At 51.5% G+C, this 25,715-nt stretch carries 9 protein-coding genes and 5 pseudogenes; 3 read left to right on the top strand and 11 right to left on the bottom strand.

All coding sequences use genetic code 11. The annotated features are described in order from the left end of the window. Positions 1-529: 529 nt before the first annotated feature. Positions 530-5,590, bottom strand: a complete 5,061-nt coding sequence (locus tag JFU48_RS25125; protein ID WP_201138019.1) for an Ig-like domain-containing protein — start codon at positions 5,588-5,590, stop codon at positions 530-532. Between the two features lie 941 nt (positions 5,591-6,531). Here JFU48_RS25125 and JFU48_RS25120 point away from each other — a divergent pair. Further along, positions 6,532-7,227: a serine protease gene (locus JFU48_RS25120; protein ID WP_201138018.1), complete on the top strand. Its 696-nt coding sequence runs from the start codon at positions 6,532-6,534 to the stop codon at positions 7,225-7,227. A 124-nt stretch (positions 7,228-7,351) separates the two neighbouring features. Here the strand turns inward: JFU48_RS25120 and JFU48_RS25115 are convergent. Beyond that, positions 7,352-8,488 (bottom strand): annotated as a pseudogene (locus JFU48_RS25115) (IS3 family transposase). A gap of 159 nt (positions 8,489-8,647) precedes the next feature. Here JFU48_RS25115 and JFU48_RS30080 point away from each other — a divergent pair. Continuing rightward, complete coding sequence (locus JFU48_RS30080) at positions 8,648-9,292, top strand: NlpC/P60 family protein (RefSeq protein WP_201138531.1); 645 nt, start codon at positions 8,648-8,650, stop codon at positions 9,290-9,292. Between the two features lie 388 nt (positions 9,293-9,680). On the opposite strand, the gene JFU48_RS25105 is transcribed toward JFU48_RS30080, so the two are convergent. Both JFU48_RS25105 and JFU48_RS30670 read right to left on the bottom strand, forming a co-directional pair. Further along, positions 9,681-10,385, bottom strand: a complete 705-nt coding sequence (locus JFU48_RS25105) for a bestrophin-like domain (RefSeq protein ID WP_201138017.1) — start codon at positions 10,383-10,385, stop codon at positions 9,681-9,683. A gap of 1,120 nt (positions 10,386-11,505) precedes the next feature. Beyond that, positions 11,506-11,694: a carbon storage regulator gene (locus tag JFU48_RS30670; protein WP_201138016.1), complete on the bottom strand. Its 189-nt coding sequence runs from the start codon at positions 11,692-11,694 to the stop codon at positions 11,506-11,508. A 1,691-nt stretch (positions 11,695-13,385) separates the two neighbouring features. Between JFU48_RS30670 and JFU48_RS30665 the strand changes: the two genes are divergently transcribed. After that, complete coding sequence (locus tag JFU48_RS30665; RefSeq protein ID WP_446739788.1) at positions 13,386-13,823, top strand: DUF3757 domain-containing protein; 438 nt, start codon at positions 13,386-13,388, stop codon at positions 13,821-13,823. Between the two features lie 1,201 nt (positions 13,824-15,024). On the opposite strand, the gene JFU48_RS30075 is transcribed toward JFU48_RS30665, so the two are convergent. The 7 genes and pseudogenes from JFU48_RS30075 to JFU48_RS25065 form a co-directional block, all read right to left on the bottom strand. Continuing rightward, the gene (locus JFU48_RS30075; protein ID WP_242486708.1) at positions 15,025-15,327 is read right to left on the bottom strand and encodes a hypothetical protein; all 303 of its coding nucleotides are present in this window, start codon (positions 15,325-15,327) and stop codon (positions 15,025-15,027) included. A 778-nt stretch (positions 15,328-16,105) separates the two neighbouring features. Continuing rightward, positions 16,106-18,712 carry an autotransporter family protein gene (locus tag JFU48_RS25085; protein WP_446739787.1) on the bottom strand — a complete coding sequence of 869 codons (2,607 nt, stop codon included), beginning with the start codon at positions 18,710-18,712 and terminating at the stop codon, positions 16,106-16,108. A gap of 521 nt (positions 18,713-19,233) precedes the next feature. Further along, positions 19,234-20,198 (bottom strand): annotated as a pseudogene (locus JFU48_RS25080) (M14 family metallopeptidase). Positions 20,199-20,266: 68 nt separating this feature from the next. Further along, positions 20,267-20,742 (bottom strand): annotated as a pseudogene (locus tag JFU48_RS25075) (IS21 family transposase); the annotation flags it as partial. A 92-nt stretch (positions 20,743-20,834) separates the two neighbouring features. Next, positions 20,835-20,978: pseudogene (locus JFU48_RS30660) on the bottom strand (integrase); the annotation flags it as partial. A gap of 49 nt (positions 20,979-21,027) precedes the next feature. Further along, positions 21,028-24,001 (bottom strand): annotated as a pseudogene (locus JFU48_RS25070) (HD domain-containing phosphohydrolase). A 332-nt stretch (positions 24,002-24,333) separates the two neighbouring features. After that, positions 24,334-25,509, bottom strand: a complete 1,176-nt coding sequence (locus tag JFU48_RS25065; RefSeq protein WP_201138013.1) for a GGDEF domain-containing protein — start codon at positions 25,507-25,509, stop codon at positions 24,334-24,336. Positions 25,510-25,715 lie beyond the last annotated feature (206 nt).

Raw genomic sequence — 25,715 nt, 5'->3', positions numbered from 1 at the left:
TGGAGTATAAAACGCCGTTAGTTATACAGCTAATGCTCTACTTGCTGCCAAGTAAAAGCGGAAATTTTAAAGGTGGTTTGAAGGTGGTTTACGTGCGGAATTAAAATGCAGGCCTCGAAAAAATTACGATTGGAAGCTTTTGACGAGACAGGTTTGTCCGCGCTAGGACTATATAGAGGGAGGGGGGGGGAATAAATCTGATTGGTTTTAAAAAAAGGTAATTTGGTGCGTATATGTCTGATTTTTTTGGAGGTGTGTGGAGCGCAGGGTGTAATGTGATGAGTGGTTTTTACAACTTAGAAGCATTTATAAGTTTTTGTGGCCAATCGATTGGCTAGTTTAAGCTGTGATTCAGAGGTTTAGTCTGTCCTCTTAGTATGGCCTTGTCGAAACATAAGTTTGCGCATCGCAGAGACAAATACAAAGCGGGGAGCCTCCAAGGCTCCCCGTTTTTGTTATGGCTATATCATTAGCGATGAAGTGAAATTCATTGCGTTTCCCTATGAAGTGATATTCAAGTTTTGATAGGTTACAGCATAGTCACATGGATGCTTTCCTCAACCAGCAATTCGGTGGCGCCAGAGACGTACGCGTGATAAACCACGCCGTTGACTTCGGCCTGTCCGGCATCCATCCAGCTTTCAGACGCGACGTCCTTAAGCTGGATCGAATTTGAAGCGTCGCCGTTGATCACGAACTGATTCTTGCCATCGACGAGCATTAGGTTCGTTTGTCCCAAGCCATCCAGCGCGTTCGCGCTAAGGCTAAGGCTGTTGGAGCCACCTTGGCCGAGGTCGATTTTTTCGATCCCGGTAATGCGGTCCACCAGTGTGTTGAGATCCAGTGTCATGTTCTTGCCATCAAGTAGCAGGGTGTCGATACCCTCGCCGCCGCTGATCAATGTGAACGAAGTGTCAGAGATGCCAACCACATCATTACCGCTACCACCATGAACCGACGATAGCGACTCGTCAGTAAGCAGCAAACCAGCTGTCGAATTATCATCGAACAACATCCACAAACTGCCAGTAGTTTCATGCTCGGCCGCGAGCATCAAGCCTTGATGAGAAACGCCCGCATCAACGGATACGCCTAGCCCCAAGGTGGTATCCAGATCAATAATACGACCCTTGATGGCGGAACCGCTGCCATCGCCCAATCCGGTATCAGTCCATGAAACAAACATCTTGCCATCTGCAAGGAATGACACATCGGGGGTAACTTGATCCCCCGACATCAACTGATGGATGCGCATTTCCTGGCCCACACGGTTGCCCGCGTCATCGAAAAATTGCGCATAAATACCAAAAGTATTTGTTCCCGGGGCTGTGTCTGCTTGCGAAGGGTAAACAACGACAAACCCGCCTCCAGGGCGACTGATTGCTACTGGGCGCTTTTGATCACCAGGCGTAAAAGTATTGATCAAGAACTCGTCAGTCAGCGCATTTCCGTTGGGAGAGAATATACGGCCCCAATTACCCTTGCCGGATTGGTCTGGACCATTTTTGTTGTCTGAGTCCCAAGTCACAATAAAGTTGCCATTGGATAACTCTGCAACGGTTGGTGATCCTTGGGCGCCACCTGTTGTTTGATTGGCTAGGAACTCGTCTCCCAATGATTGGTTTTTCGGGTCGAAGACCCGGAAATAGACGTCGTTGCTGGCAGAATCTTTTCCGTAGGTGATGACGACCTGGCCATTCTCAAGCGTTGTTACCACGGCTTTAGAGGGTGTATCAGTGTAGCTGGAGTAGCCCATTTTTCCGATGATGGTGTCGTTGCCGATGATATCTCCATTTGCGTCATATTGGCGTGCCATGACTTCCCAAGGTTGACCGTTCTTCAGTTGTGCTTGCCACACGATTAGGAAGCCACCGTCTTCAAGCGCAGTCATGGTTGCATTGCGACTGCGCAAATAACCTGACAAGTCAACAGTGGTGTCTGCACCGATTTTACTTGAGCCGCTTATTGAACCGGTCTCGTCGTAGGTATAGCCAAAGTGCTGATAATGCACCACGTCGCGGCCATTTTCGTAATTATGCCATCCTATGATGAATGTGCCATCTGCAAGGGCAACAACACTCGGAATAACAGTTGAATTTGTGAGTTTCGAACTAACATGAAACTCGTCTCCGACAGGCATGCCGCTAGAGTCAAATAGTTGAGCCATGGGCTCGGTATTTGAGCCTTGCTTCGAAGCCCATACCACGATGAACCCACCGTCGGGTAATGCGGCAGTCACCGCTTCTTGCTGATTACCCGCTGTGGTGGTGTTGACGATGAACTCGGAGTAGAAGCCAGCATCGATATCGATCGTTAGGCCTTCAATGCCGAAACCGTTGCCATCGATATTATCGCTTTGCCAAGTAACAAAAATATTGCCGTTCTCCATCAGCACGGCGTCAAGTATGTGTGTTATATCGACGTTGTCCCCACCGGCCCCTTGGTTCCCCTGAGTAATCGAGTTAACCAAAAATTCGTGTCCGAGTTTTTGGCCGCTGGCATCAAAGCGTTGAGCATAAACCGCCGAACCGCTGCCATCGCCGCCGTCCGAACCCCAGAAAAGCATGTAGCCGCCATCACCCAGCGCCACACCGACAGGCTTGTATTGCTTGCCAACCTGATATTCGTTGACGATGAAGTCACCGCCACTGATTAGTTCGGTTTTCCCCGATGAAGGATCAAAAGTGTAGTGGGCCGCACGAATGTCAGAGCCGACAGTCTTACTGTCGTTACTGTCCCAGAAAACTACGAAACTTCCATTCTTGAGTGTGATGACCTGCGGATAGTTCTGGATAGAGTCCAAAGTGGTATTCAGGGTCAGAATCGGTCCTGCGGCAGATCCATCGGTCTTACGCAGTTGACCAAACACATCGTTATTGTTTCCAGCTCCGTTCCAGACGGTGATGTACCAGCCAGCATGAGTAGGGTCTTCAAATAGGGCCATTTCCGGTCCCCCTATACCCCTGATGGCACCACCGCTTTTGACAATGATCTCGCCGCTTACAGGCTGGTTGTTGGCACCGTAGGCGCGTTGCATGATCGACTGGCCGCCCTGGTCGCTGTACCAGGAAATGATGTATCCACCATCAGGCAGTCCCAGGGTACTCGCTGCACGCTGTCCGCCGACAATCGTCTGGTTGACCAGAAACTCATCGGTCTGGGCGCTGCCATCAGCGTTGTATTTACGGGCGAAAACGCCATCGCCATTATTGTCCAGAGCACTGGCCTGATAGGACTCCCAGACTACTAGATAACCCCCATCGGCCAGGGCCGTGACTTGTGGGCTGTCCTGGTTATTGAGGTTACGCTGGTTGACGAACTGCTCCTGGCCGATTTTTTGCGTGCCGGTCGGATCCATCAGTTGCATCATGACGTCATAGCCGCTGTCGGTATTCTGCTGCCAAACCACTACGAGTTTGCCATCGGTAAGTCTGGTTACCTGTGGATTGCTCTGTTCACCCTGTGTGGTAGTGTTGATCTGCGTTGAGCTATTGCCTAGGTTGAGATCAAAGCCGCCAACCGCATCGTTGCTGATGGTGACGGTATAGGCGGGACTTTGCGGGGTGGCGTTGCCGGCAGCATCAATTTCTACGGCCGTAAAGGTGTTCTGGCCAAAGCTCAGCGCTTCGTGCACGTTTACAGACCACTTGCCCTCGCTGTCTACCAACGAGCGGCCCACTTCGCGAGTGCCGTTGGCTGCAGTGACATAAAGAATGACGGTATCGCCGGCGGTACCAGTACCGTTGACGCTCGGGGTGTGATCATCAGTACGACCGCCGGAGAGTACATTGCCAGTAACACTGCCTTCGTCATCATAGACGCCGGTAATACGCAACTGAGAAGCGTCCGGCCCCGTGACGTCGACCACCAACTCAAAGGCTGGGGACAACTCACTCGGCGATTGAGTACCGCTGATGGCTTGTACAGTGATGGAGTGTGGACCTTCCGGTAATTCCTGTGTCGGCGTGAAGTTCCAGTCACCTTGGGCATCGGTGATAGTTTCCCCGATTAAAGTGCCGTTGTCGTAGATCCGGATCATATCACCGGGAGTTGCCTTGCCTTGCAGGGTCGGCAGGGTATCGTCGGTGTGACCGCCGCTGTTGAGTACACCGACAACGCTGCCTACATCGTCAATTACTGTGCCGATAGTCGGTGTCTGTGTACGATCGGCCCCTAAGAGCAGTTCGAAGGTGTCGCTTTGAGTGCTGAGGTTACCGGCCAGGTCACGGGCGACGGCAGTAAAGTCGTGCGTGCCGTCATTGAGGTCTGATGCGGGGGTGAGCGCCCAATCGCCGTTGGCGTCAGTGACACTGGTGCCGATCAGTTGACCGTTATCATAGATAAATACGGTCACGCCGGCCTCGGCCTTGCCGGACAGTGTAGGAGTACGGTCGTCAGTCAATGCGCCGGAGTTGAGGAGACCTTGCAGAGCACCGACATTGTCTTCGGCATGTAGGATGGTCGGTACGGCAGGAGGAATGGTGTCGACGGTGATCTTGTAAGCAGCCGACGCGAGGCCGGTGTTGCCAGAGAAGTCGATCGCCTTGGCCGAGATCGAATATTCGCCGTCGGGCATGATGAAGAAAGAGGAGAATTGCCAAGCACCCGAGGCATCGGCAAAGCTGGTGCCCAGTAGCGTTTTGCCAACGTAAATAGCGACCATGCTGAAGGCTTCGGCGTGGCCACTGATGACAGGAGTGTTATCTGCGGTGTAGCCATTTTTCGCAATGAGCATACCGCTATCACGGTCATCGACGATGCTGTCGATCACGACACGTGAGGGGGCGATGGAGTCGACAACCAATACAAAGGAGTTGGAAGAATCACCTCCGCCTTTCACGTGCGCGGACAATACGTGGCCACCTTCATCCAGCGATTGTTCTGGCATGAACGACCAATTTCCTTGGCTATCGACCTTAACTTCACCGATGACTTCGCTGCCGTCAAAGATTTCCAGAATGGCCCCTGCGGGGCCGGTACCCTGCAAGGTTGCAAACTTGTCATCAGTCACGCTGCCTGAGTTGAGTGAGCCTTGGCGGTCACCCAACTGGTCAAGCGCATTGGTGATCAGGGGCGGGTTTGCGAGCACAGGTGTGATTGACATCAACGAAAGCTCGGGAAGCTCTGCGGCCTGATGTACTTCCGGGCTTAGATCGGTGTTGATCACCTGAAGGCCCATAGCCTCTGCTTGGTTGGCCGAAGCGACTGCGGCGGGGAACATCAATCGATGAAGCAGTCCTAGGGCCGTACCTTCGGGCTGTTGCTCAGCAGTGGGCAAGGTCTGGGGAGTGAAGTTCAGTGGACCTTGCGGTGAGGCGTCTTGCGCCGATAGGTTGCGTACCAATTGACCGTCTTCGTGAAGGACGTGTACCTGACCGTTGTTAGAGAAAAAACGCTCTAGGGTGAGGGCTGGGTAGGATTGCTCCTGAGAGCGGAACGACAGCAGCAAGTCTTCTCCAGAGCGTTCGGCGACCAGTGCTTCTTCGACAGGCTCGTTCCCCAACTGTTGCAGCACGTACAGGTTGTTCGACGCGATCATGAGCGTTTGGCTCGCCATGTCCTGGGCTGAGCTCAGGGCATAGGTTTGCATTAGAGAGTCCTCGGTAATGACCGAAAACTGAATGGAGCTATCAACGAGATTTTTCATGTGGAATATAGAACTTCATGTAATTACAGGGTTGATGCTTTTCCTGTTGCTAGGGAAAGCACAATTTTAAAGCTCCATAGAGTTGGTCGCGTGGCAAAAATAACGCGTATGGAAAATCCTTTAGTCCATCCCAGCCACACGATCACATGAGCTTCATCGGTTTGCTTCTGAAATGTAATTTTCAGATGTGGTGTTAAGGAAAGCTGCGATTCTGCGCGATGAGAAGGCTAAAGGGGGGGGCATAAACTGAGTATCTGACCAGTCCTAAAACGCGTGGTGAACATGGCTTACAACTGACTGATCAGTTCGTGCGTGCAAAAAATACTAGGGGATAGCTGTGAGTATAAATTTCTAATTCACCAAAGGATGGTGAGTTAAATCACAAAGCTAAGATTAGCTGAGAATTAGAGTGTGGAATGCTAGATGTGATAATTTTTAGCGTCATCAAAGTTCTCTGTGGAACTGATATTGAATACCCATTTGATCATCGTGCTCCGATGATTGCTGGTGAGCTGGTGTAATTAGGGCTTCTTTCGTTTGTTTGTAGTTGGTCGAGCTGTTTGGGTCTTAATTGTAGTGGTTTGGCCGATTTTTATGCCGTGGTTTATGTTTTTTTATGAGGGTATATGTTGTTGATTTTTAATGGGATTACCGTTTTTGCGTGTGGCAGGGTATTTTGTGGCGGGGGTAATAAAACTCCAGATTTATATGCGTCGCGGTTATTTTTTTGAAATTATCAGGTCGCTCATTAGGCAGCTTATCTTAAGCTGTTCTACGCTGTGAGGAAGCGGCATCAAGGTGGACGGAATTAGTGGTAGCGTCCAGGTAGTGCCAGTATTCCTGACGATCACGACGGGCTTTCCCCGTTTAGAGAGAGTAATAGCATGCGTAGCGTAATCGTCTATGCACTAAGTCTTCTGCTATCGGGCTGTAATGGCCTGCCGCATCCTCTGACCAATGCAGAGAACTACCGGGGATACTTCAACGTCCACTCGAGCTACCCGATGCCCTATCAGGCTCAGGGAAGTGCGGTGCAGTGGAATCAGGAGATAGCAGTGACCGTGGCCCATATTCCGTATATTGCTGATGTGGTGTACCGGTGTAGCACCGGCTGCGATTTGGTTTTTTTCAAGCACCCAGCAGTAGGGGCGTTACCTGCTTGGCGGAATGTAGCAGGGGGTGAGCCGGTGACGGCTGTGGGTTCTAGTCTGCTTTCGATTGATGTTGAGGGGGAGGGGGTCGCAAAAAACACTCGAGTACGACTTAGCGACGTTTCTGATCCTACGCCTTATGCGGTACAAGACGGGCCAGTAATTAAGGGGATGTCGGGCGGCCCGGTTTACGGCAACGACGGTGCGGTAGTCGGCATCACCGTCGGAATGTTGAGTGGTGATGTAGCTCGGGTTGGAGAGCTGAGCTCCAGCAAACGTCTCAGTATATTTCTACCTTATGACATAATTCATAAAGAATGGACCCTCTATAAGGCGCGCCAAAAGATGATGGAAGTTGGTGTGATCGGGAGAGGATACATTTTAATTAAAGATTTCTATCCCGGACGATCGGGCTCTCGAGGTAGGTAAACCATTTTCAAACGCAGAAAAATTTATCGCCACCACATAGCAATACTATCCGAAAGCCTATTGAGTGGGGTCGAGCAGTGCCTGTTCGGCTGAATCCCCCGAATTCTCTAGATACCTTGCAAGTTCATTGCGAAACGCTTTCAAACTCTACCGGTGACAGTTGATTATTGATACCATCCCGGCGTTGTACGTTGTAGAACACCTCGATGTAATCGAACACATCACTACGAGCATCTTCCCGCGTGGTGTAGATTTTCCGCTTGATTCGTTCTCGCTTTAGAAGCTGGAAAAAGCGCTCGGCCACGGCGTTTTCATGGCAGCTGCCTCGACGACTCATGCTGGTAACCAAATTGTTCGCCTTCAAAAAGTTGCGCCAATAGGAGCTCCTGTATCGGCTACCTTGGTCGGAGTGAACCATCACCTCTTGCTTTCGTTTTACGCCTCTAAACCGCCATCAATAATGCATCAATGGCCAAATCACTGGTCATTTGCGACTTCATTGACCAGCCAACAACCTGACGAAAAAAGATCTAGCATCACTGCCAAATACAACCGGCCTTCATACGTACGAATGTAGGTGTTTCGGTGACCCAGACCTTGTTGGGTTCCACGACATCGAACTGGCGCTTCAGCAAATTGGGTGAGGCGACCGCAGGCTTACCACCGTACTTTCCAGGGCGGCGTCGATACCCTGTCTGAGAGCGCAAACGGTTAAGACACATCAGCCTCTCCACGCGATGCCTATCACACTCCTCACCGACCTCGTGCAGATCGTCATGGATCTAGCGATATCCATAAACGCCGTCGCTCTCCAGCCATGAATGCTTGGTCAAATCCAGTAGTCGATGGTCGTCTCTGGCGCGTAGAGATGGCGGATCAGACAGCGGGGTGTAATAACCGCTGGGATGGACTTACAGCGTCAGGCAAAGTCGTCGAATCGAATAGTCGCCCGCGTGCTGCTTGATAAAGGCGTACTTCTGCCGCACTCCTTGGCAAAGTACACGGCGGCCTTTTTTTAGATGTCTCGCTTTTCAGTGACCCGCTTGAGTTCGGCTCGCAGACGATGCAGTTCAGCGGGCTGATCATCATCTTGCTGCCGTTCTTCTTGAGGTTTGCTCTAGCGCTTTATCCAGGCATAGAGGCTATGCCTGGACACGCCGAGACGTGCCGCTACATCAGCGACAGGCAGCTTCTTTTCGCAGTGCGACCTCAATCGGCGAGGGTGCGACGAGGGGATCGGTCGTGACCGGGAGGTTTGCATCAGATTTGCAGATTGGTACTAAATCCAAGCAACGGGATTTTCTCTAACTTACTACTAAATTCATTTCCCGAGTGGTAAGAAGGTGTATCTCTTAGTATTGGTATTATCCATTGTTGGACTGGGCTCAATGGCGCTTGATAGCCGAGCAGACGACTTAGCCTGGCTGTCGTTCATGACCGCGCTTTTAATAACGATGCGCTGTTTCATTCGGAGTCAGCTCGCGTCGAAGCTAAGCCCAGCCTGCAATACTTACCCTACAAAGACAAAACTGCGGTTGTCTCCGATGCGAAGGCAACTTACGCGCAAGCCAATAATATAGAAACCCGAAAGCGTATAATTCAACGTGCACACGAACTGATCGGTACGCCCTACAGCTGGGGTGGAACGTCCGGAACCAAAGGCTTTGATTGCAGCGGGTTGCTGGTTTATCTATTTCGCAGTGAGGGGGGAATGGAAATACCGCGTACTACGGTGTCAATGATTAATGAAGGCTACTTATCTGTTTCCCGGCGCTATCTGCAACCCGGAGACGTAGTGTTTTTTGATAACAAGGGTAGGGGGCAAGTAGATCATGTGGGTTTATATATAGGTGATAATCAATTTGTTCATGCTCCTCGTACAGGTACGTCAATTCGTATTGACTCGTTGGGAAATCAGTATTGGAGCCAACGCTACTTCGGGGGGGGCGTCGTTTTGATGAAAACTCATCTACATGAAGCGGATGATTGCTCGACGGAACACTGCCTTTTCTATGTATCTGTCTTCTGGGATAGGTTTCCATTGCTAGTTTGCCGAAGGCTTTAATATTTAGATTAGCATCGTTGCACCGCGCACATAGATGCGTGCGGGGGATTTGTCGGAAATTATATTTTCATTACTTATCGTGACACGGCCATTTGTAAGTGCATCTGCCCCGGCTTTGCTGTTCCGTTAACGCATCACGAGCAATTCGATAAAGCATCCAGTCATCGACATCTATAGTTGCGCTGTCTGCAATCAAAGTTTCCATAATATAAGATTTGAACAGGCCACGTTTCCATGGCCCAGAATATATAACCAAACCCAATATTTTTGAATTTTTAATTGCTTGGTTGTGTAAAAAAATATATATAGGTTGTAATAATACCAGGCAAGTTTACCAGCTACGTGCTATTAAGGTGATGCCGAAGGTTCATGAAATTCAAAAATAATTTTATTGTGATAGAGTCGTGAGTGTTCGATGGGTTTTGAGCGTCTCATTCAAAAATTCCAAGTTGACCGGTTTTACCCGAATAATGCCGCGACCTGGGGCGTCAATATCTCCGATCATCATGAAAGACATAGAAATCATTAGTGGCAATATTAGCAGGAGTGCAGCACTCCGGCGTACGCCGCGGGCGTTGTACCCGAGCATCACGTTGCAACATGCCGCCACAAGACTAAGTAGTAGCCAAGCAGCAAGCGGTATTTGATTGCGCCAATTGGCTTGGGTCTTTCTTTGTGTGCTCAGTACATCATTGATGCCGGTGACCGTCAGCGCAGTTATTGGTGTTTGTTTTGAGTTGGCTGCCAAACTAATAGAGGACCAAAGTTTATTTTGAATATCTATAGTTTCTAAGTGAATATTTTTCTGCTTTAGGGGGGCGTGGGTGCCATAAAATTGTAGGCGCTTATCTAGGTAGTCTATGAGCAATGACTGTATTTTAGGGCCGTCTTCTGCGGGTAACAGGTCCATGCGGATATAGGCAGCATTGATTGCTGCAGCCTCCATTTCCTCGCCTGCCTGACGGCTATTGAAACCGTTAATGGACATGGAAAGAGTGAAGCCAATAAGTAAGGCCAGAAGCGAAAGACTAGCTCCCAATATCATGCGAAAATCCTCAAGGCCTTCCGCTGGACTTTTCGTTCCCCGGTTCATCCATATTCCCAGTTGTGTCGCTAGCCATAGACAGGATAGAGATGCAAGAAATATTCCTATTGAATTTAATGTCATATAAGTTCTATGTTATGTAGGGTTTTCTATCCATGATGTAAACTCCGCCTACCTGACAAGGCAGCGTTCCAAATAATGGTTACGCTGGTTCTATTGCGGGTAGAGGATTCTATCCTTGAGTATAGAAAGAATATAATTTTCATACGGTTTGCGCTTCACAACATAATTTAGTGTTGCGGTTGGCAAGGTTTCTATACTTTCACGCCTAGATCTTATTTTACAGTTATCGGCATGGGTATCTGATTTGTTCTAAATTTATTCGTGCGATTTTGTTTTTAAGTCCTGAATCTTGTGCGGAAAAATTTAAGCTTATTGGTTTTTGCTAAATCCTGCTTGGCTATTTAAGCTTTTTTTGACTGGCAATTTGTGGTCGGGCTGATTCGGCGAGCAGCATCGGTGAGCTGCCTATATCTCATAAAACATAAAGCTGATTGGCAATCAATTGGAGTAATCGAAAGTGTCGTGTGCGGTGATGAGCGGTAGTAGCTAAAATCTGAGCAGCGTTTATTTGAGTTGGGTGGTACTTGGCTTGTTGTTAGTGAGTTTTAAAATTTGATGTTGTAATTTTAACGTGAGTGTTGAAATGGCTTTTCCGAGTTATCCGCTTTTAGAGTTCGTGCGTGGAGTTTGATGTTGTACGCTTTAGGATAATTGAGTGTCTAAAAAGGGCGATCGTCTAGTTTGCGATGATCCTAATTTTGGCGCCTGGGATTGGCGCTTGTGTTTGTCATCTAGGAGTTGGTGCTCCTGTTTCTATTCAACTGGATTCTATATTGCGTCTGAAAATTTTCCGTGTTTGTCATATTTAATTTTTAGGCAGTGAAACCGGCTTTCGTCTCACAGCATCAATTACTTTGCGCTCAACTCGCTTCAAAACTTTTCCATTAGCCTCAGTAGCTCAGCACTCACAGTGGATGACTGTTGAGTTGTTATTAGGTATTCTTGGGGGATTATTTCGTCATCGCCAAATTTACGGTACTTGTCAGGCTTAAAATTCATTTGAATTAATGCGCCTGGTCGTATAGTTGTGAAGATGACGAATGGTTTATTTTTTGTTTCTTTTGTGTGGCTCTTCAAACTGCTTGTAGGATTCTGTACGAACTATTGGTATTTGGCTTGGTGCGTTGATACATAAAGAGACCGATTGTTCATTGGCATTAACTTGCAGTATTCTGATTTGGATTTCGTCGCAGATGCGCTGGCGCTGGTCGGGCTTTCTTGTGAGAATTAACAAAGTATTCCTTCTTTTAGCTGATTATGATGTTCTGGTGATTTTTGAATAGATTTTGTGGGATGGATATAGGATAAGTATTAATCTTTCCGGGTGGTCGGGGTATTTGACAGAATCTCGAAGCGCCGAGATTTGCTTTTAGCCGCGCTATGGATAACAAGACTTACAGTGGTGTAGGGTGATCTGGATTTGTGCTGCTGCGCCGCTCCGATACTGGCACCACATGAACCAATGTAGTCCAGGTAGCGACGCGCATGTCTACAGGGCCGATGCCTAACTAAATTGAAAAAAATGTGGCTTCAAGCGGCGGCCTGGCGGAGGTGGGATGCCTTTGGGTTTGGTTGCGGGAGTCAGTGCATCGTGAGCTTGCCTTCCACTTCTGCATGTCCGCATGTGATTTCCGAGCCGCAACTGGTCTGGTAGGTTGTCCGATCAAATCCTGCACTTTTGGCTTTAGGTCGATCTGAAGTAAATTCTCTGGCTTATTCTTTCGACGCATAAAGTCGAGCGTCTAGACAAAACTCTGCAGGGTGGTCATATCGCGCTTTGGATATGAGAACAGACGTCGACTTCGGCGGTAAAGCGACAGTTCTCGCGAATGCTACGATCTGGTTTTTGTCGGTTCCGGTTGAGAGCAGTTCCTGCAACTGCCAGAAAGATCAAAAGGTAGGCTTGACCATGTACAGCGCGATTGCCGTAAGGAGAGGGGTGAGTTTCGTTGAATACATGGGATATCGTTGCTACGCTGGGAGGGCGACGGTAGATTAGAATTCGATGGATTACTAATTGTTTTGTTATGCGTTTTGGGACAAGTTCTAAAGATTTTGGCTGGGTGTTAAGATAGTATTTGATCGTTCGCCAAGCCAGATTTTCATAGCAGCCTTGACCGGGGGATTTGCTTCTGGCTTGGGCGAACTCCTTTTTACGCACTTCGTTGCCCGCTGTAGACTGGCAGGCATATAGGAGATTGACGTGCGAGATTCTTGAGATCTGAGAGGGATAAAAGAGAAGTCAAAGTTATGCCGCCTTTTGCCGGTAAAACGCACTCGCTCTACCGGAGTATTCCACGGAGCGCCAGCTTTCCTGCTCAGCTTCCTCTTCCTTGGTGATCGTGTGATTGATACGCCTTCCAGGCGAAAATCGCTGATCTTAGAGTTCTCCTAACTCGCTGGCCCTGGGCGACGACCCGTATTGTGCTGAGTGCTTCCTGAATCAATGTGTAAAAGTGATATTGAGCTTGGAAAAAAGTTTCGGTCCCCGACCTCGGGTTTGCAACTATGTGGGGTTTGGGATGAGTTGGTACAAACAGCCAAAACTAAAGTGGCGACAGTTATCTGGTAAGTGGGGGAAGTGATTAGGCGACGGGGCTGTGAATATGCGGTTGTCGTAAGAAAGTAGGGCATTTCTAAAATTTAATCCTTTTCAAAGAAAATAACCTAGCAATTTCTTTAAGGCACGTTTGCTTTTGGTCGCTCCGAGGAAATTCGTTGTCATTTGGTTTGATAACGTTCCCCGGAAAAACTCGACGAATTAGGGTTGCCGTGGTTGCCCCGAAAGACCTGAAAAATATTGACGAATATCTGATAAGTCCTATATCGAGAAAATGTACGACCTGATTAAAATATGGATTTAAAATAAGTAGGATATAATTTCGTGCATACTTTGCCTGTTTTGGTATCGTTATTTTTTTGCACGTGCTCACGTTTTCTGCTGCTGAGGCTAGTAATCAGTACTTTGATATCCCAGTTTGGCCAGGCGATGAAGAGTCATGTCCGACCCCAAGAAATATACGAAATAACGGAAACGTGTTTAGCGCTCCAGCTAAGTCGGAGAGTGTTGGTTGGATTGGCATGTTGCCGGGTGATGGGATCGAAAATGTTGTTTCTTTTGAAAAAGCGGTTTTTGTTTTGACTCAAGAATACTCTGACATCCGGGGACTTCTTAGTGCGTGTATTTACGCGATGTCTAAGGGGAGATATCTGAGAATGAGGCTGGGATCTGGAACTAAACATGAAGAGATTATGTGGATAGTTAGGTCCTATTTGTGGAGGAGATCGCAGGATTTTTCATATAAAATTATTTTGGAGTGCACGGAAAAGAATGAGCGTGCATGTGGTTTTTTCTTAAAGTGAAAAAATTTATATATAGAGTAAGGGTGTGTTCAATAGCAAATTAATGAATGGCTAACTATGTTGGTCTAAAGAGTTTATTTTTTATCTATGCGAATTTTTTGTTAACGTATCAAGGTGGGGCGCTCGAATCGTTGAACTCGGCTGTCACACTTTGTGGCTTTAACGTATTGCCGCAAAGCGTAAAATATTTGCACAATGAACTGTGGTGTTTGGCGAGGTTTTTGACAATTTAGTCGCTATCTTAAACGTTGATGCTATCGCAGTTACCCTTCAGTAAGTTACGTTTTTTACTGGTGTCGAATGCCGGCCAGCCTTCGTAGTGCCAAAATTAAGCTAACGAGAGAGTCAATTTTGGTGAGCCCTTTGAGCAGCATCAGCTGTCAAAATTTCTAATAGTATCTGCCCGCTGCCCTATTTCTCCTTAACCGGGTCCGATATTAGCCCACTGCGTAAATTTCTTACTCACATTGATCTCGAGATGCCGATCCTGACTAACCTGATAATCTCAACTTGAAAGACCTTGGACGGTTTTTTTTGCGAAAGATATCGACTTTGGAGAGATGGCTATTGTGGCACCGGGCTGGTTATATCGCGTTGGAAGACGTTTTTATATTGCATCGGTTAGAAGCACTCATTGGCAGGGCGCTGCAATCAACCAAAATCCGTCATTGTTTGTACTCTTTGTCGAATACGGTAGATGCTTAATTTGCGGAGAGTATGAGTCTCCTTCACCGCCAAATTTATACCTGAAGCGCTCGTTTAACAGGGCTTTGTTGTGCCTGGCTTTTTTTGTTCCCCCATTCGGATTTGGAAAGTAGGCCTCGCCGCCAGGTGACTCTCGATGGGGCGCTTTCTCGTATTAGCAATCAACGCTGGCGTCTGTGTGCAGCTCGTTGAGCTAATCTATAATGATTTCCGCCCAATGAGCATGCGGTAAGTATTCACTGTCGAGTGAATCTAGATGGCCTTGAGGTTCTTTCCGCGTACCTCTTGCCCGTCGAGTAGCATCGTCATAGGCCCACCAGTTCACGGACAAAGCTCAAGCCCTGCTCAGAGCCCACCAGCAGCGCGCCGGGACACAACACTCACTCATATTCGGGGGGCACCCGCCAGCAGCGCCTGGCGCAGCTCAGTAGCGTTGCTAGGACCAATCAACCGCGCACGCATGCTGCTGTCAGCATGGCGGCGGCCAGCAGGGCTTTCAGGTCGGCCAACTGCTGGTCACGGCCGCCTTGCTGCTGGGCAGGTCAGAGAGTGCCGCCATGGGGGAGCTGTCGGCGGCGTAGCTCTCCAGGACGGCAATCTGGCCGGCCATGGATTGATGGGCGGCTTTGACCATGGTGCAACGCTCCAGCGGTGGAGACTGCCAGCGCGGCAAGGTGCCTGCGGCGGGGATCTCCCACTTTTCCGTCTCCAGTTTCGACAGGTGCCGCGCTCGCCGCTCTGTTCGCACCAGGCCAGGCATCGGCAGCAAAGCGTTGAGGCGCGCCAGGCTGTCGGCCAACTGATCGAAACAGGTGGCCAGTAACAGCAGGCACAGCGCGTGCTAGGGGGGGCGTCGCGCCTGCCAATGTCGCTGACATCCACCAGCTTGTCGGCCAGGTGCTGAAAACAAGTTAGGTGCAGACAAAAAGCGCTGATAGCCGCGGCCCTGGCTAACCCCTCTTTGAAGCGGCGTCATCACCAGGCAGGCCGGGGCCTCGCCCATTTGATCGGCGAGCGCGGCACGCCCTGCAGCGATCGCACCCTGGGCCGCATCACCCACCGGCTCCGGGTTGATCGTCGTCTTGCCATTGAGATCGGCCAGGCGTTTGGCTGTGCTGGCCATCTCGCCGTCGGAGAAGGTCTGCGTATTTTCACTGCATCCCAGGTCATGCCGGCGGCGCCCATTTGATGGCCTTCATCACCTTGAGTTTTTTGTCCTTGAGAGCGGTGGCCAAGTCCTGCTTGAAGTTGTCGGCGTGCTGCAATGCTGCCTGCTTGAAGCGCACCGTCTTGGCCCACCAGGTGCAGTTGCGCTGCCGTATGCGGACGAAAGCCTTTCACCAGGTTGGCGCTGGCATCCAAACCGCTCAATACCATGCCTGTCAGGTTGATCTGATCGTCCATCCGAACGCGTGAGCGCTCGGGCAGACGACAACCTGCGAGGCTGGCTGATCCGCTGGGCACTTTCGACAGAGCGCTTTGGGGCGGCGGCAGTCCTCAGTGGACCGCTGTTTCAGCCAATGCGTCAATTCAAATATGTTTGCGAACCCGGGAGGTAATTCAATGAGCTTGATCATCTACCAACTTACTCTCAGGCCTAGGTTACCGCTAACGCCTTCCATCGTATTTGTATCGAGGTTGGTATTGTAGTCCGCGGCAAGGTACACGCTGACGGTGGACGACAACTTGGCGACAACGCCCACACCGAGGTCGGCAGTGGATGACTTGTGATCGGTTTTAATCCGGTCCACGTCGTCGTAGGTTACCGTGTCACTGCCACCGAAGGTGCGCCAGGCGTTGGCCCGCACATACGGTTCGATCGGGGTGTTCTGCACCAGGTAACGACCCTTCAGGCGTGCGCCGAGGCGGCCGGTCCAGTAGTCCTGGGAATCGAATGAAACCTTGGAAATGCCGTCGTTCTGGTGGTCTATGTCAATCTGCTGGTTGATCACCTGCACCTGGGGTTCCACCACCCAGTGTTCGGAGACGGTAATCGGGTAGCCAGCTTCTGCCGAGAGGGCCAGGGCGTGGCCCTTGTTGTCGATCTTCACATCACGGTCGGACTTGCTGTCACCGTCAAAGCGTGTGCCCATGGCCACCAGGTCCACGTACCAGCCTTTTGGATCGGTGAGGGTCCAGTAGGCGCCGAAGTTATCGCCGTCCAGCTTGACCCGCCCGGAGCGGTTGTCCTGGAAGCCCATTGAAAAGCCCTTGATATCACCTTGCAGGCGGCTTTGGCCGATGAATAGGCCCAAGCGCTGGATCTGCCCGCCGCTGGTCTCGGAGGCGTAGAGGTCGTGGCCGACCTGGTAGCCCTTGATGGAGCCGTCGAAACTCGGCGACACCGTGCCCGACCAGCTCTTGTTGAAGTCACTGCCATAGGCACGGCCCCAGCTCGCTGGAACCGGTCCGGTTTCGCTGAGCAGGCTTTGTTCGCCCTGGCGGTCATGGAAGGTGCCCAGGGCTTGCAGGGTCATCAACTGGGCGGCCGGGACGACCACCGAGTACACCGGCACCTCCAGGCGATACAACGGAATCGGCTCGGCCCCGGCGATGGCGGCAGGCAACACCGGATTGCTCGCTGCCGACTCCGGCGAGGTGGCAGCCGCCACCTGGCTGGGCGGTGGAGCAGGGGGCTCGACCGGCGCGACGGGTCGCGCGGTCGGTGGCTCCACGGGCGGTTCATCCGGCGCTACCACGGGCGGCACCGGCGGAATCGGCGGCACCGGCACTATAACCGGCGGCGTTGGTGGCGTTGGCGGCACCACCGGTGGCAGCACGGCGACCACCGACGAACGCAAGTACCAGTTATTTTCCGTGCCGGCGGTGACCCCTCCTTTGAACAGTAGATACTCATAAGCTCCGGCGGATACCGAGCCTTTCAGGGCAAACGCATCGTTGAAGCTCGTCGCACCGTTGAGGGCTTGCACCACTTCGATCCCGCTGTTTTGCGTGAGACCGCCCAGGCCGCCGAGATTGCTCACGGTCATTTGTGTATGCCCGCTGATGGCCCCGTCAGACACAACCAGTTTGTCGGTGGCCGAATTCTCGTCGCCCAGTACGGTTTGCAACCAAAGTTGCCCATTGTTGCCGACATAGTTGCCGTACACCGTCAACGTATCGGTGGCGCTGTTGCTGCGGCTGGTCATGTCAATGGTGCCGGCATTATTGAGGGTGGCCAGTGCGCCTGCGGTGTAGGGGCGGATGCTGCCTTGAGTCACGCCCAGGGTGCTGCTGCCGTCGATATTGAAGGTGCCGGTATTGCTGGCACTGTCGCCGAGGAAAAAATCGCCGGCCAGTCCGAAGCGCGAGTTGTTGTTGAGGTTGACCGTTTCCCACCCGATATAGCGCGCGGCGGTACTGGACGTGGTGTTGTCGAAGGTCAGTTGGTCGTTGCCCAGGCCGCCGTCAATCGAAGGCGTCGCGCTGAGCAGATTTTCGTTGAGGCCGCTGAGCAGCGCGGTGTCGTCGCCATCGCCCATCAGCACTGCGGACTTGATCTGGCCGCCATTGAGCCAGTTGAGTGTGTCATTGCCGACACTGGCGCGGATCTCGCCGTTGATGACGCCGCCACTGACGGTAATGCTGTCGTTGCCGCCGCTGGTGCTGATATTGCCGCCGATGCTGCCGCCGGAGACGATGATGGTATCTGTGCCGAAACCGGTCACCAGGTTGCCGATGATCGACCCGCCGGACATGTCATAGATGTTGTTGTCGAGCTTCATGTCGACCCGGCCGATGGTGCCGCCGGTCTGTTGCGCCACATCGCCGTCTTCAAACGCACCAACGATGGTGCCGCCGCTCATGAAGAAGGTGTCGCGGCCATCGCCCTGGGCCAGGGACTGGATCTGCCCGCCGCTCATCACGAAATCATCAATGCCGTTGCCTTGGGAAACCGCGCCGGTCACGGTGCCGGCGCTGATCTGGAAGCGATCGGCACCGTCGCCTTGGGTGATACTCCCGACAATGCGCCCGGAGTTCATGTCGACGAAGTCGGCGCCGGCGCCGAAGGTGATATTGCCGTTGATGGTGCCGGTGCCGCCCGCGGGCAGGGTCAGGGTGTTATTGCCCGTAAGGTCCGTGAGGCCAGTGGTGCTGGTGCCGCTGTCGCAAACGTAAGTGTCGACGCCGGGTCCTGGAGTGAGTACACAAGCCGCTTGGGCCTGTTGCAGGGCCAGACTCATCAGTGAAAGGGCGCACACGGTAAGCAGGCGAGGATTTGGAAGGAACTGTTCTGAGCGCATAAGGCTGTCCTGCTATTGTTTTAATAACTTCACTGGGTCTAGTTCAGAACTCTCCGGTTCGCAACTAACTAATTAGTGCCATTTTGGAGAGGGACTCTACCCGCTACGAGAAGATCTACTTAGTTATCATTACCAACCCAGCGTCTTAGAGTTGTCGATATTACTTGGCGATCCTAAAACCGCCACCGTGCTGCTGGAGCTGTTTACACACCACTCCGATTTCGTTGGAACGGGCAACGAGCTGTTTAGCATGGAGGCCTAATCTCAGACCAAAAATCACGTGAAGGAAAGTGAAAAGTCGGAGAAGCGGTGATGGACGGTGGACCATTTTGATTTGCCAGCGAAGTGCCCCAGCGCATGTTCGTGTGCATTGTTCTTAGTGCCTCTGATGGCGGAACACTGTTGCCGGCTTTATCTACAATTACTAATGCACAAATCAGCAAATCGCCTTGGATCAGTTTTCAATCAGCGCCAACACTTTCGCTCAAGTCAGCGACCGCCTGCCTGGCGACTTCTAGAGCCTGGCGTAACACATCATCCTTCCACTGTGGTTCGTCGACGTAGAACGCATCGCGTAATTGCTGTTTGATACGCTGACGTTGTTCTGCGCCGATACTTGGGTTGTTGTGTAGCCACTGTTCTGCCCGTAAAGCTTAAAGTACCTCCGTTCCGGGCAAGGTGCCGAACTCAAGAGTTAAAGCGGTGAGCTGGGTCGGAGAGGACTCGTCGAGCGCGCCATATACCATCAGCCCGCTCAGAGGCACTGACACGGATTGACCTTCCTGTGAGGAGCGCACGGTTTCACCCCACCAGCGTCGTGCACGTTTCAGCATCGGAGAATTTCCTGGTCCGGAGTAGATACGTTCACCATGCCCTTTTGGCCCCAGGCCCGTGTGGATATCTATCCAGGCAAGCTGTTCGCATTTTCCTACGTGCCTGCGCACTACTTTTCGCACCGTGCAGTTGCTCCAGGTTGGCGCTACGCCAGTGTAGAACAGGCCATCGGAATGTCCGTGCTGCCCGACGGAGATCGCCTTCTGCAATCGCTTGCGCCCATACCTCAACAGGTGTGAAAGCAAGTGCAGACGATTAGCCCAAGAGGCGGGCCAACATTTGGGGATCATCACCGCGTGCAGCGCCGCGTAGTCCAAATTGTGCACACGGGGCTGGCTGAAGTCCCGGAAGTTGCGATTCAGATCGACATTCTCCTGGGTCCAGCGGCGCAGCCAGGAAAGCCGTAAGGGTTAGCTGCATGTAAGTACACCACTGCACAGCAGGCTTCTCGGGCCTCACGTTGGAAGGAATCATCTTGCAGCAGCGCTATCTGCACCGCAGATCCACAGAAACCTTCAACGCCATGACAACCACTACTGAAAAGCAAAACATGTTTGGCGTTGAGCGGGCCACTACGAGCTTCAGAATGGATGACGTAAGCGTTAAATCATGCTTCGTTCGCCTCTCAACTCGTTGTTTTTGACAACGTAATGAGATTGGAAAACGCGCCCTGGCGCACAGCTTCATGTGGGAGACCTGGATGCGTCGAAACAGGCCTCCGATAAGCAGCCCTTCTCGCTCCAGTCAAATTGAAAAGCTTCATCGAGCGCAAACGTCAGCGGTACAAAAGCGCGTAAAGACTTGTCTTGCTCACCTCGCCACGAGCGTACAAACGCCGTGAGCTGGCTATAGCCGCCGTCATAACCCTCAGCCTTGATCTGCTCGAAAAGTGCTTTGGCGCTTCTGAGGTTGTGCTTTGCCCGAAACGAATCGGCTTTCAGCGCCTGTTCCAGCGTGTCGTGGAATGGGCTGAGTTTGTTGAAGGTCGCGCACAGCTGGTACGCCGGCTGAGTGGCTTCGGGCGCTCTGACCCATTTTCGGATGGTGTTTCTCGACAGCCCGGTACGCTTGGCTATTTGGTGCAGCGAGAGCTTGGCGCGGAAGTACATCCGCCGGATTTTTCCCAACATTTCCATGCTGATCACCCTGTGTTCTCCTGCTTGGAAGATGAGCAGAAGCAGTTGAACACCTGAGTCAGTTTTCAGTCGGCAGAACAGCCTTTACTGGGTCAGTTTTCGGTCAGCGGCAACACCTTGCGATTCTTGATGTGCTGTTCGGTCATTCCCACGGTCGTATGCCCAAGCTGATCCTTGGCTTGCAAGATATCAGCGCTCGACTATGCCTTGTCTGTACCTGCCTTGGCGCGCAAGTCGGTCGGAATGCTGACACGATACGTTCGCTCAACGCGTTATGGCGATTGTCTAAGCATTCACCAAGGAATCCTGATTCCGAATGTAAATTCTGGCCAGTAACGCTTGCTCATCCACTGCGTCAATTTGATCTATTGCCATAAAGCGAGTGCCATACTCCTTGTGAATGCCTGAGCGAATGAACAGGGCAAAAATGTCCGGATCGATATGCGATCTCGAGCACATGTTGACCATGATGTTGAGGGCCTCAGAAAGTGTCTTGCCTTTTTTGTAAGGGCGATCAACGGCTGTAAGCGCCTCAAAAATATCTGCGACAGCCATCTTGCGAGCCGGCAGGCTCATTTGTTCTCGAGTGAGACGTTTGGGGTAGCCGGTTCCGTCCATTTTTTCATGATGGCCTCCCGCATATTCGGCTACTGTCTGTAAGTGTTTGGGGAACGGCAGGCGGTTGAGCATCAGTACGGTCTGCACCATGTGATGGTTGATGATGTAGCGTTCCTCAGTCGTGAGCGTGCCGCTGGCTATACCAAGATTGTGCAGCTCACCACGGTTGAATTTGTACTGTGGAACATCGAGCTTGAATCCCCATGGGTTATCGTGAGCAATCAGCTCTTGCTCAGGGTGCTCAATAAGATGTTCTTGTCGATCAGCCAACAGTAGCTCCTCCACCGGCAGCGCCGAGGCAGGGCGTCGTTTCAGACGTTGCGCTTCTTCCCAGGAAACGCCGAGACGATCATCCAGCGTTCGTACCCAGCGACGACCTGCGATCTGCTCAAGACGTTCTATATCGGCTGCCCCCATAGCCTCATTGCCCAAATTGGTATTGGCAATAAAGGCAAACTCCTCATCAAGCAACGCCAGCTCTTTGTCACGTATTTCAGTGAGTTCAGATTCGTTCGAGCCTGTTGCCCGGTTTTGCCAGTACCTGATCCATACATCGCGTTTGATGACCTCAAATCGCATGCGTACTTCGTGGATGCGGTTGTACAACGTCTCTAGTTTGGTCGCCTTGTCGACCACATACTCCGGAGTCGTGATTTTTCCACAATCGTGTAGCCACGAGGCAATGTACAAGGCTTCCCAGTCATCATCATTTGGCTGGTAGTTGCAGAACTCAGGGGCGTCGCTTTGCGCTGCTGCACGTGCAAGCATCAGGGTGAGTTCCGGAACACGTTGGCAATGGCCTCCCGTGTAGGGGCTTTTTGCATCGATGGCGCCGGCGATCAGTTGAATGAATGCGTCCAGCAATTGCTTCTGTCTGGCCAGCAGACGCTGACTTTCGATGCATAAAGCTGCACTGCCAGAGATGGCATCGACAAAAGCAACTCTTTCTTCGCTGAGGATGCTTTCTCTATTGTTGTCAGTGTCGCGCTGGAACAAAACTAGAACGCCTACGGTTTCTCTTTGACGATTACGCAAGCCCGCAGCAATCACCTCTATGCGCGAACTGCCCATTGCGTCAAACACCCCATGAAAGCTTTGGGACTGTGCGTAATCGATGGTCTTTGCTGAACTTGCCCCTCCACAGGCTGGACTGCGCAGCCAATCAGGCAAGGTTTCGTCGTGCATGGCGAGCCCCTTTGAGATTCAACGCTTGCGATGCATGAATCTGCCCATCAAGCACCACCCCCTGAGGCTCCAGACAACCTGTGTCCACATCAACCAGATAGATAAGTCCACCCTGCGCATTACTGATCGAAACGGTGGCATCCATAACACGCTTGAGCAAAGCATCGAAGTTGGTTTCTGCCGAAAGGCTTGCCGCGATATCCAGAAAGCTGCCGAGGGCCTCTTTCATCTGGGTCATTGAGACTGCCAATTGATTTAATTCCAGAATATGAGAGCGACCACTGGACGGAAAATTGAAATCGAATCGACGGATCGCGTCAGCCTCGTTTACCAACTTCCTTAGGGACCTGGCGATATGACGCGACGCCAGCCAGGCTGCTGGCAGACATAGAAGTAGCGTAATCAGCGCGATTAGAGCGCCTTGCCGGCGAATGTAATAAGCATCAGCGAGCATCTCCTCCTCCGGGACGAGAAGTGCAAGGCGGAGGCCTTTTGCACCGCCAGCTGAGACATGGCGCTCAACCATTGCCCAGCGTTTATCCGCCAGTGTCACGATCCCATGGATTTTCTCGCCCAAATGACCATCCAGCAACTCGCCAAGCACCGGATTGATGTCGCTCGCCTTGAGCAACGCGCCGTTCTCGTTTCCACTAATCAACCGATTGGCATCAGGGTAAGCTACGGCGTTTCCTTCACTGTCCACCAGTATCAAGTCGCTTCCCGGGGTGATTCTGTGTTTCGCCAATGTGGATGAGAGGCTGGCCATAGTCAGATCGGCACCTAGGACCACACCTTCGCCAGTACGACGGGCCATCGTTGTGCCCACATCTCCCGTAGAAAAAAATACGTAAGGTGCTGTAGTAATCTGACCCCTGTTCGTGATGGCGCGTTTAAACCAGTCATGGACACGTGGATCGTAGTTCTCGTCAGCATGTTGCAGGCGACTAATTTCATTCAGTTGTTCGTCATAGAACAAATAATCTGTCCGGATATCCTGATTTGAATGCTGAATCGACCAGACTTGGTAGCTGGCGCTAGGTGGAGCAGACAGGCGTTGCCTCATCGCTTTGCTGACCAGCGGACGGACCATGAAGAAGTCCCCGTTGGCGTATCCCAAGTAAATCGAATTGAGTGCGGGATTGTCGTGCAGGGCCTGAACAAAAGTAGGGAGCAAGGTAAGGCGCGCCTTTAGATTCAGGCCTTGCGCAGCGGGGTTCAGGGCAAGCAGACTTAGCAGATGGCGAATGGGCTGATACGTTTCGCTGATATCCTGCTGAACATCTTGCTGAATACGATCGAATAGAGTCTCACTGGTGGCTGCGATCATTTTGCTTGTTTGTTGGTAATTGAGCAGCCCAAGGGCCGCGCAGACCAGCAGAAGAAAGCAAGTAAACAGAACGCTAATGTGAATGTGCAGTGGAAAGCAGCGAGTGCGTGAACCGATGGTAATGGACATCGTGGGCCGACTCCTAGAGAGGACTAAGGGAACATCCGGCGACACTGCTAATTTTGGAGGGCCCTCGATGAGACCGACCTCGTTACGTCATGGGCTTACTGGGAGCAGGGTAGAAGTCACAGCCGCTTGCTTCGTCCCAGCATTTCATAACGATCATTAGTAATATCTACTTTCGAATTCTTTAGTCAAATAAATATTTTTTTAGAGTAAAATATTTTTGCAAGACACGGAAGGAGTTTGCACTGGGGTGTTTCGTGTTGGGAAAGGGCGGATGCAAAGCCGCGGGGGCTCATTTCTGGATGGGCTGTGCGTTCTACCTGGTTATCTGATCGCTACAGGACTGTTGCGGCATCTTCTTGATGGCAAACCACGCAGTTTCGGCCATTGTTTTTCGCTGCATATAACGCGGTGTCACCTTGGCTGATCATGCGCTCGCACTCTTTCAAGGAGTGTTGATGGCCATCCGGCCGAGCACTGACGACCCCAATGCTGATCGTCCATTGCAACTTGGCGCCATCGACGCTGGTAATGTGATGTTGCTGTACTTCAGTGCGGATTCGTTCAGCCAGAAGAAAAGCTTGATCCAGGCTTGTTTCAGGCAAGAGTATTGCAAACTCCTCTCCACCCAATCGCGCGACCCAATCAGCATCGCGGGTGAGGGTTGTGCAGATTTCGGCAAGTGCGCAAATCACCCGATCACCTGTTGGATGACCGTAGGTGTCATTGATTTTCTTGAAGTGATCAATGTCCAGCATGAGCAATGCGCATTGATGGGTTAAGCGCTCACTCCGCGACAATTCACGTCGCATCACAACATTGAAGTGCCGGCGGTTTGCAACACCGGTTAATGCATCCGTATTTGAGGCTTCTTCCAGTGCGCGCTCCAGTATGAAGCGCTGATGATAGTTCCAGGCGAATGCGCAGGTCAGAATGGCCAGGCCCGCTACCTCTGGCCCAATCACGGCAGCGTAGAGCGCATAGGGCAGCTGAGGAACCCCATGAAACAATGCAGATATAGGCGGGATAGCCGCCATTAAAAGTGTACACGAGAGACTCAGTCTGACTGAGAGGCCGAGGCAGGCGAGGGTAGCTCCCATGGGAAAGTAAGCGAAAAGGGCAACGCCTCCAGGCAATTCTCCATTCAAACGCCGGATGATCAATAGATTCAGCATCAGATCGAGAAAAATGCAGCCGAAAACGATCAAGGATGCTTGCTTGTAGCTTCTGACTCGTCGGATTGCCATGGCTCCAGCGATGAAAACGAGGCTGGCAAATCGAAGTCCGAATGTTTTCTCGGCCAGCACCGGGTCACTGGCGTAATCCATCAGCCAGGCACAAATGCCAAACACGGAATACAAGAAGAGAATTGTCGCGGTATAGGACCGATGGTCCTCGAACTTCTTCTGCAGAAATACCGGTTCAGAAATAGAAAGAAATTTGCGTTTCTGTTGATGGGACTGAGACAAACCGGAGTGGTCGCTGGTGTTTTCATTTGAATGTCGAGGCATGAAATAGTCTCTGATTGCTATTCAAGCGTCGTCCCTGAGCGACTTCACCCATGAGGTTGCATGGGGAGCATTGTTTGTTCTGATCGATTGTATGACGAGCCCAAGCATAACCCAAGTATAGAGGGTTGTTCGATTCTGAATCCCTTTTCAAAACGCATCAAGGTGATGGCCGCGCTTCATGGATGCTCCGTTTTTCCACGGGGTCC

Source organism: Pseudomonas sp. TH49, from assembly GCF_016650625.1.
Classification (GTDB): domain Bacteria; phylum Pseudomonadota; class Gammaproteobacteria; order Pseudomonadales; family Pseudomonadaceae; genus Aquipseudomonas; species Aquipseudomonas fluorescens_H.
This window is presented reverse-complemented; position numbering and strand designations above follow the sequence as displayed.

Coding starts and splice junctions, on each gene's coding strand:
- JFU48_RS25125 (WP_201138019.1), bottom strand. CDS start 5,590: ATGCAAACCTATGCCCTGAGCTCAGCCCAGGACATGGCGAGCCAAACG.
- JFU48_RS25120 (WP_201138018.1), top strand. CDS start 6,532: ATGCGTAGCGTAATCGTCTATGCACTAAGTCTTCTGCTATCGGGCTGT.
- JFU48_RS25105 (WP_201138017.1), bottom strand. CDS start 10,385: ATGAACCGGGGAACGAAAAGTCCAGCGGAAGGCCTTGAGGATTTTCGC.
- JFU48_RS25085 (WP_446739787.1), bottom strand. CDS start 18,712: ATGAGTCTGGCCCTGCAACAGGCCCAAGCGGCTTGTGTACTCACTCCA.
- JFU48_RS25065 (WP_201138013.1), bottom strand. CDS start 25,509: ATGCCTCGACATTCAAATGAAAACACCAGCGACCACTCCGGTTTGTCT.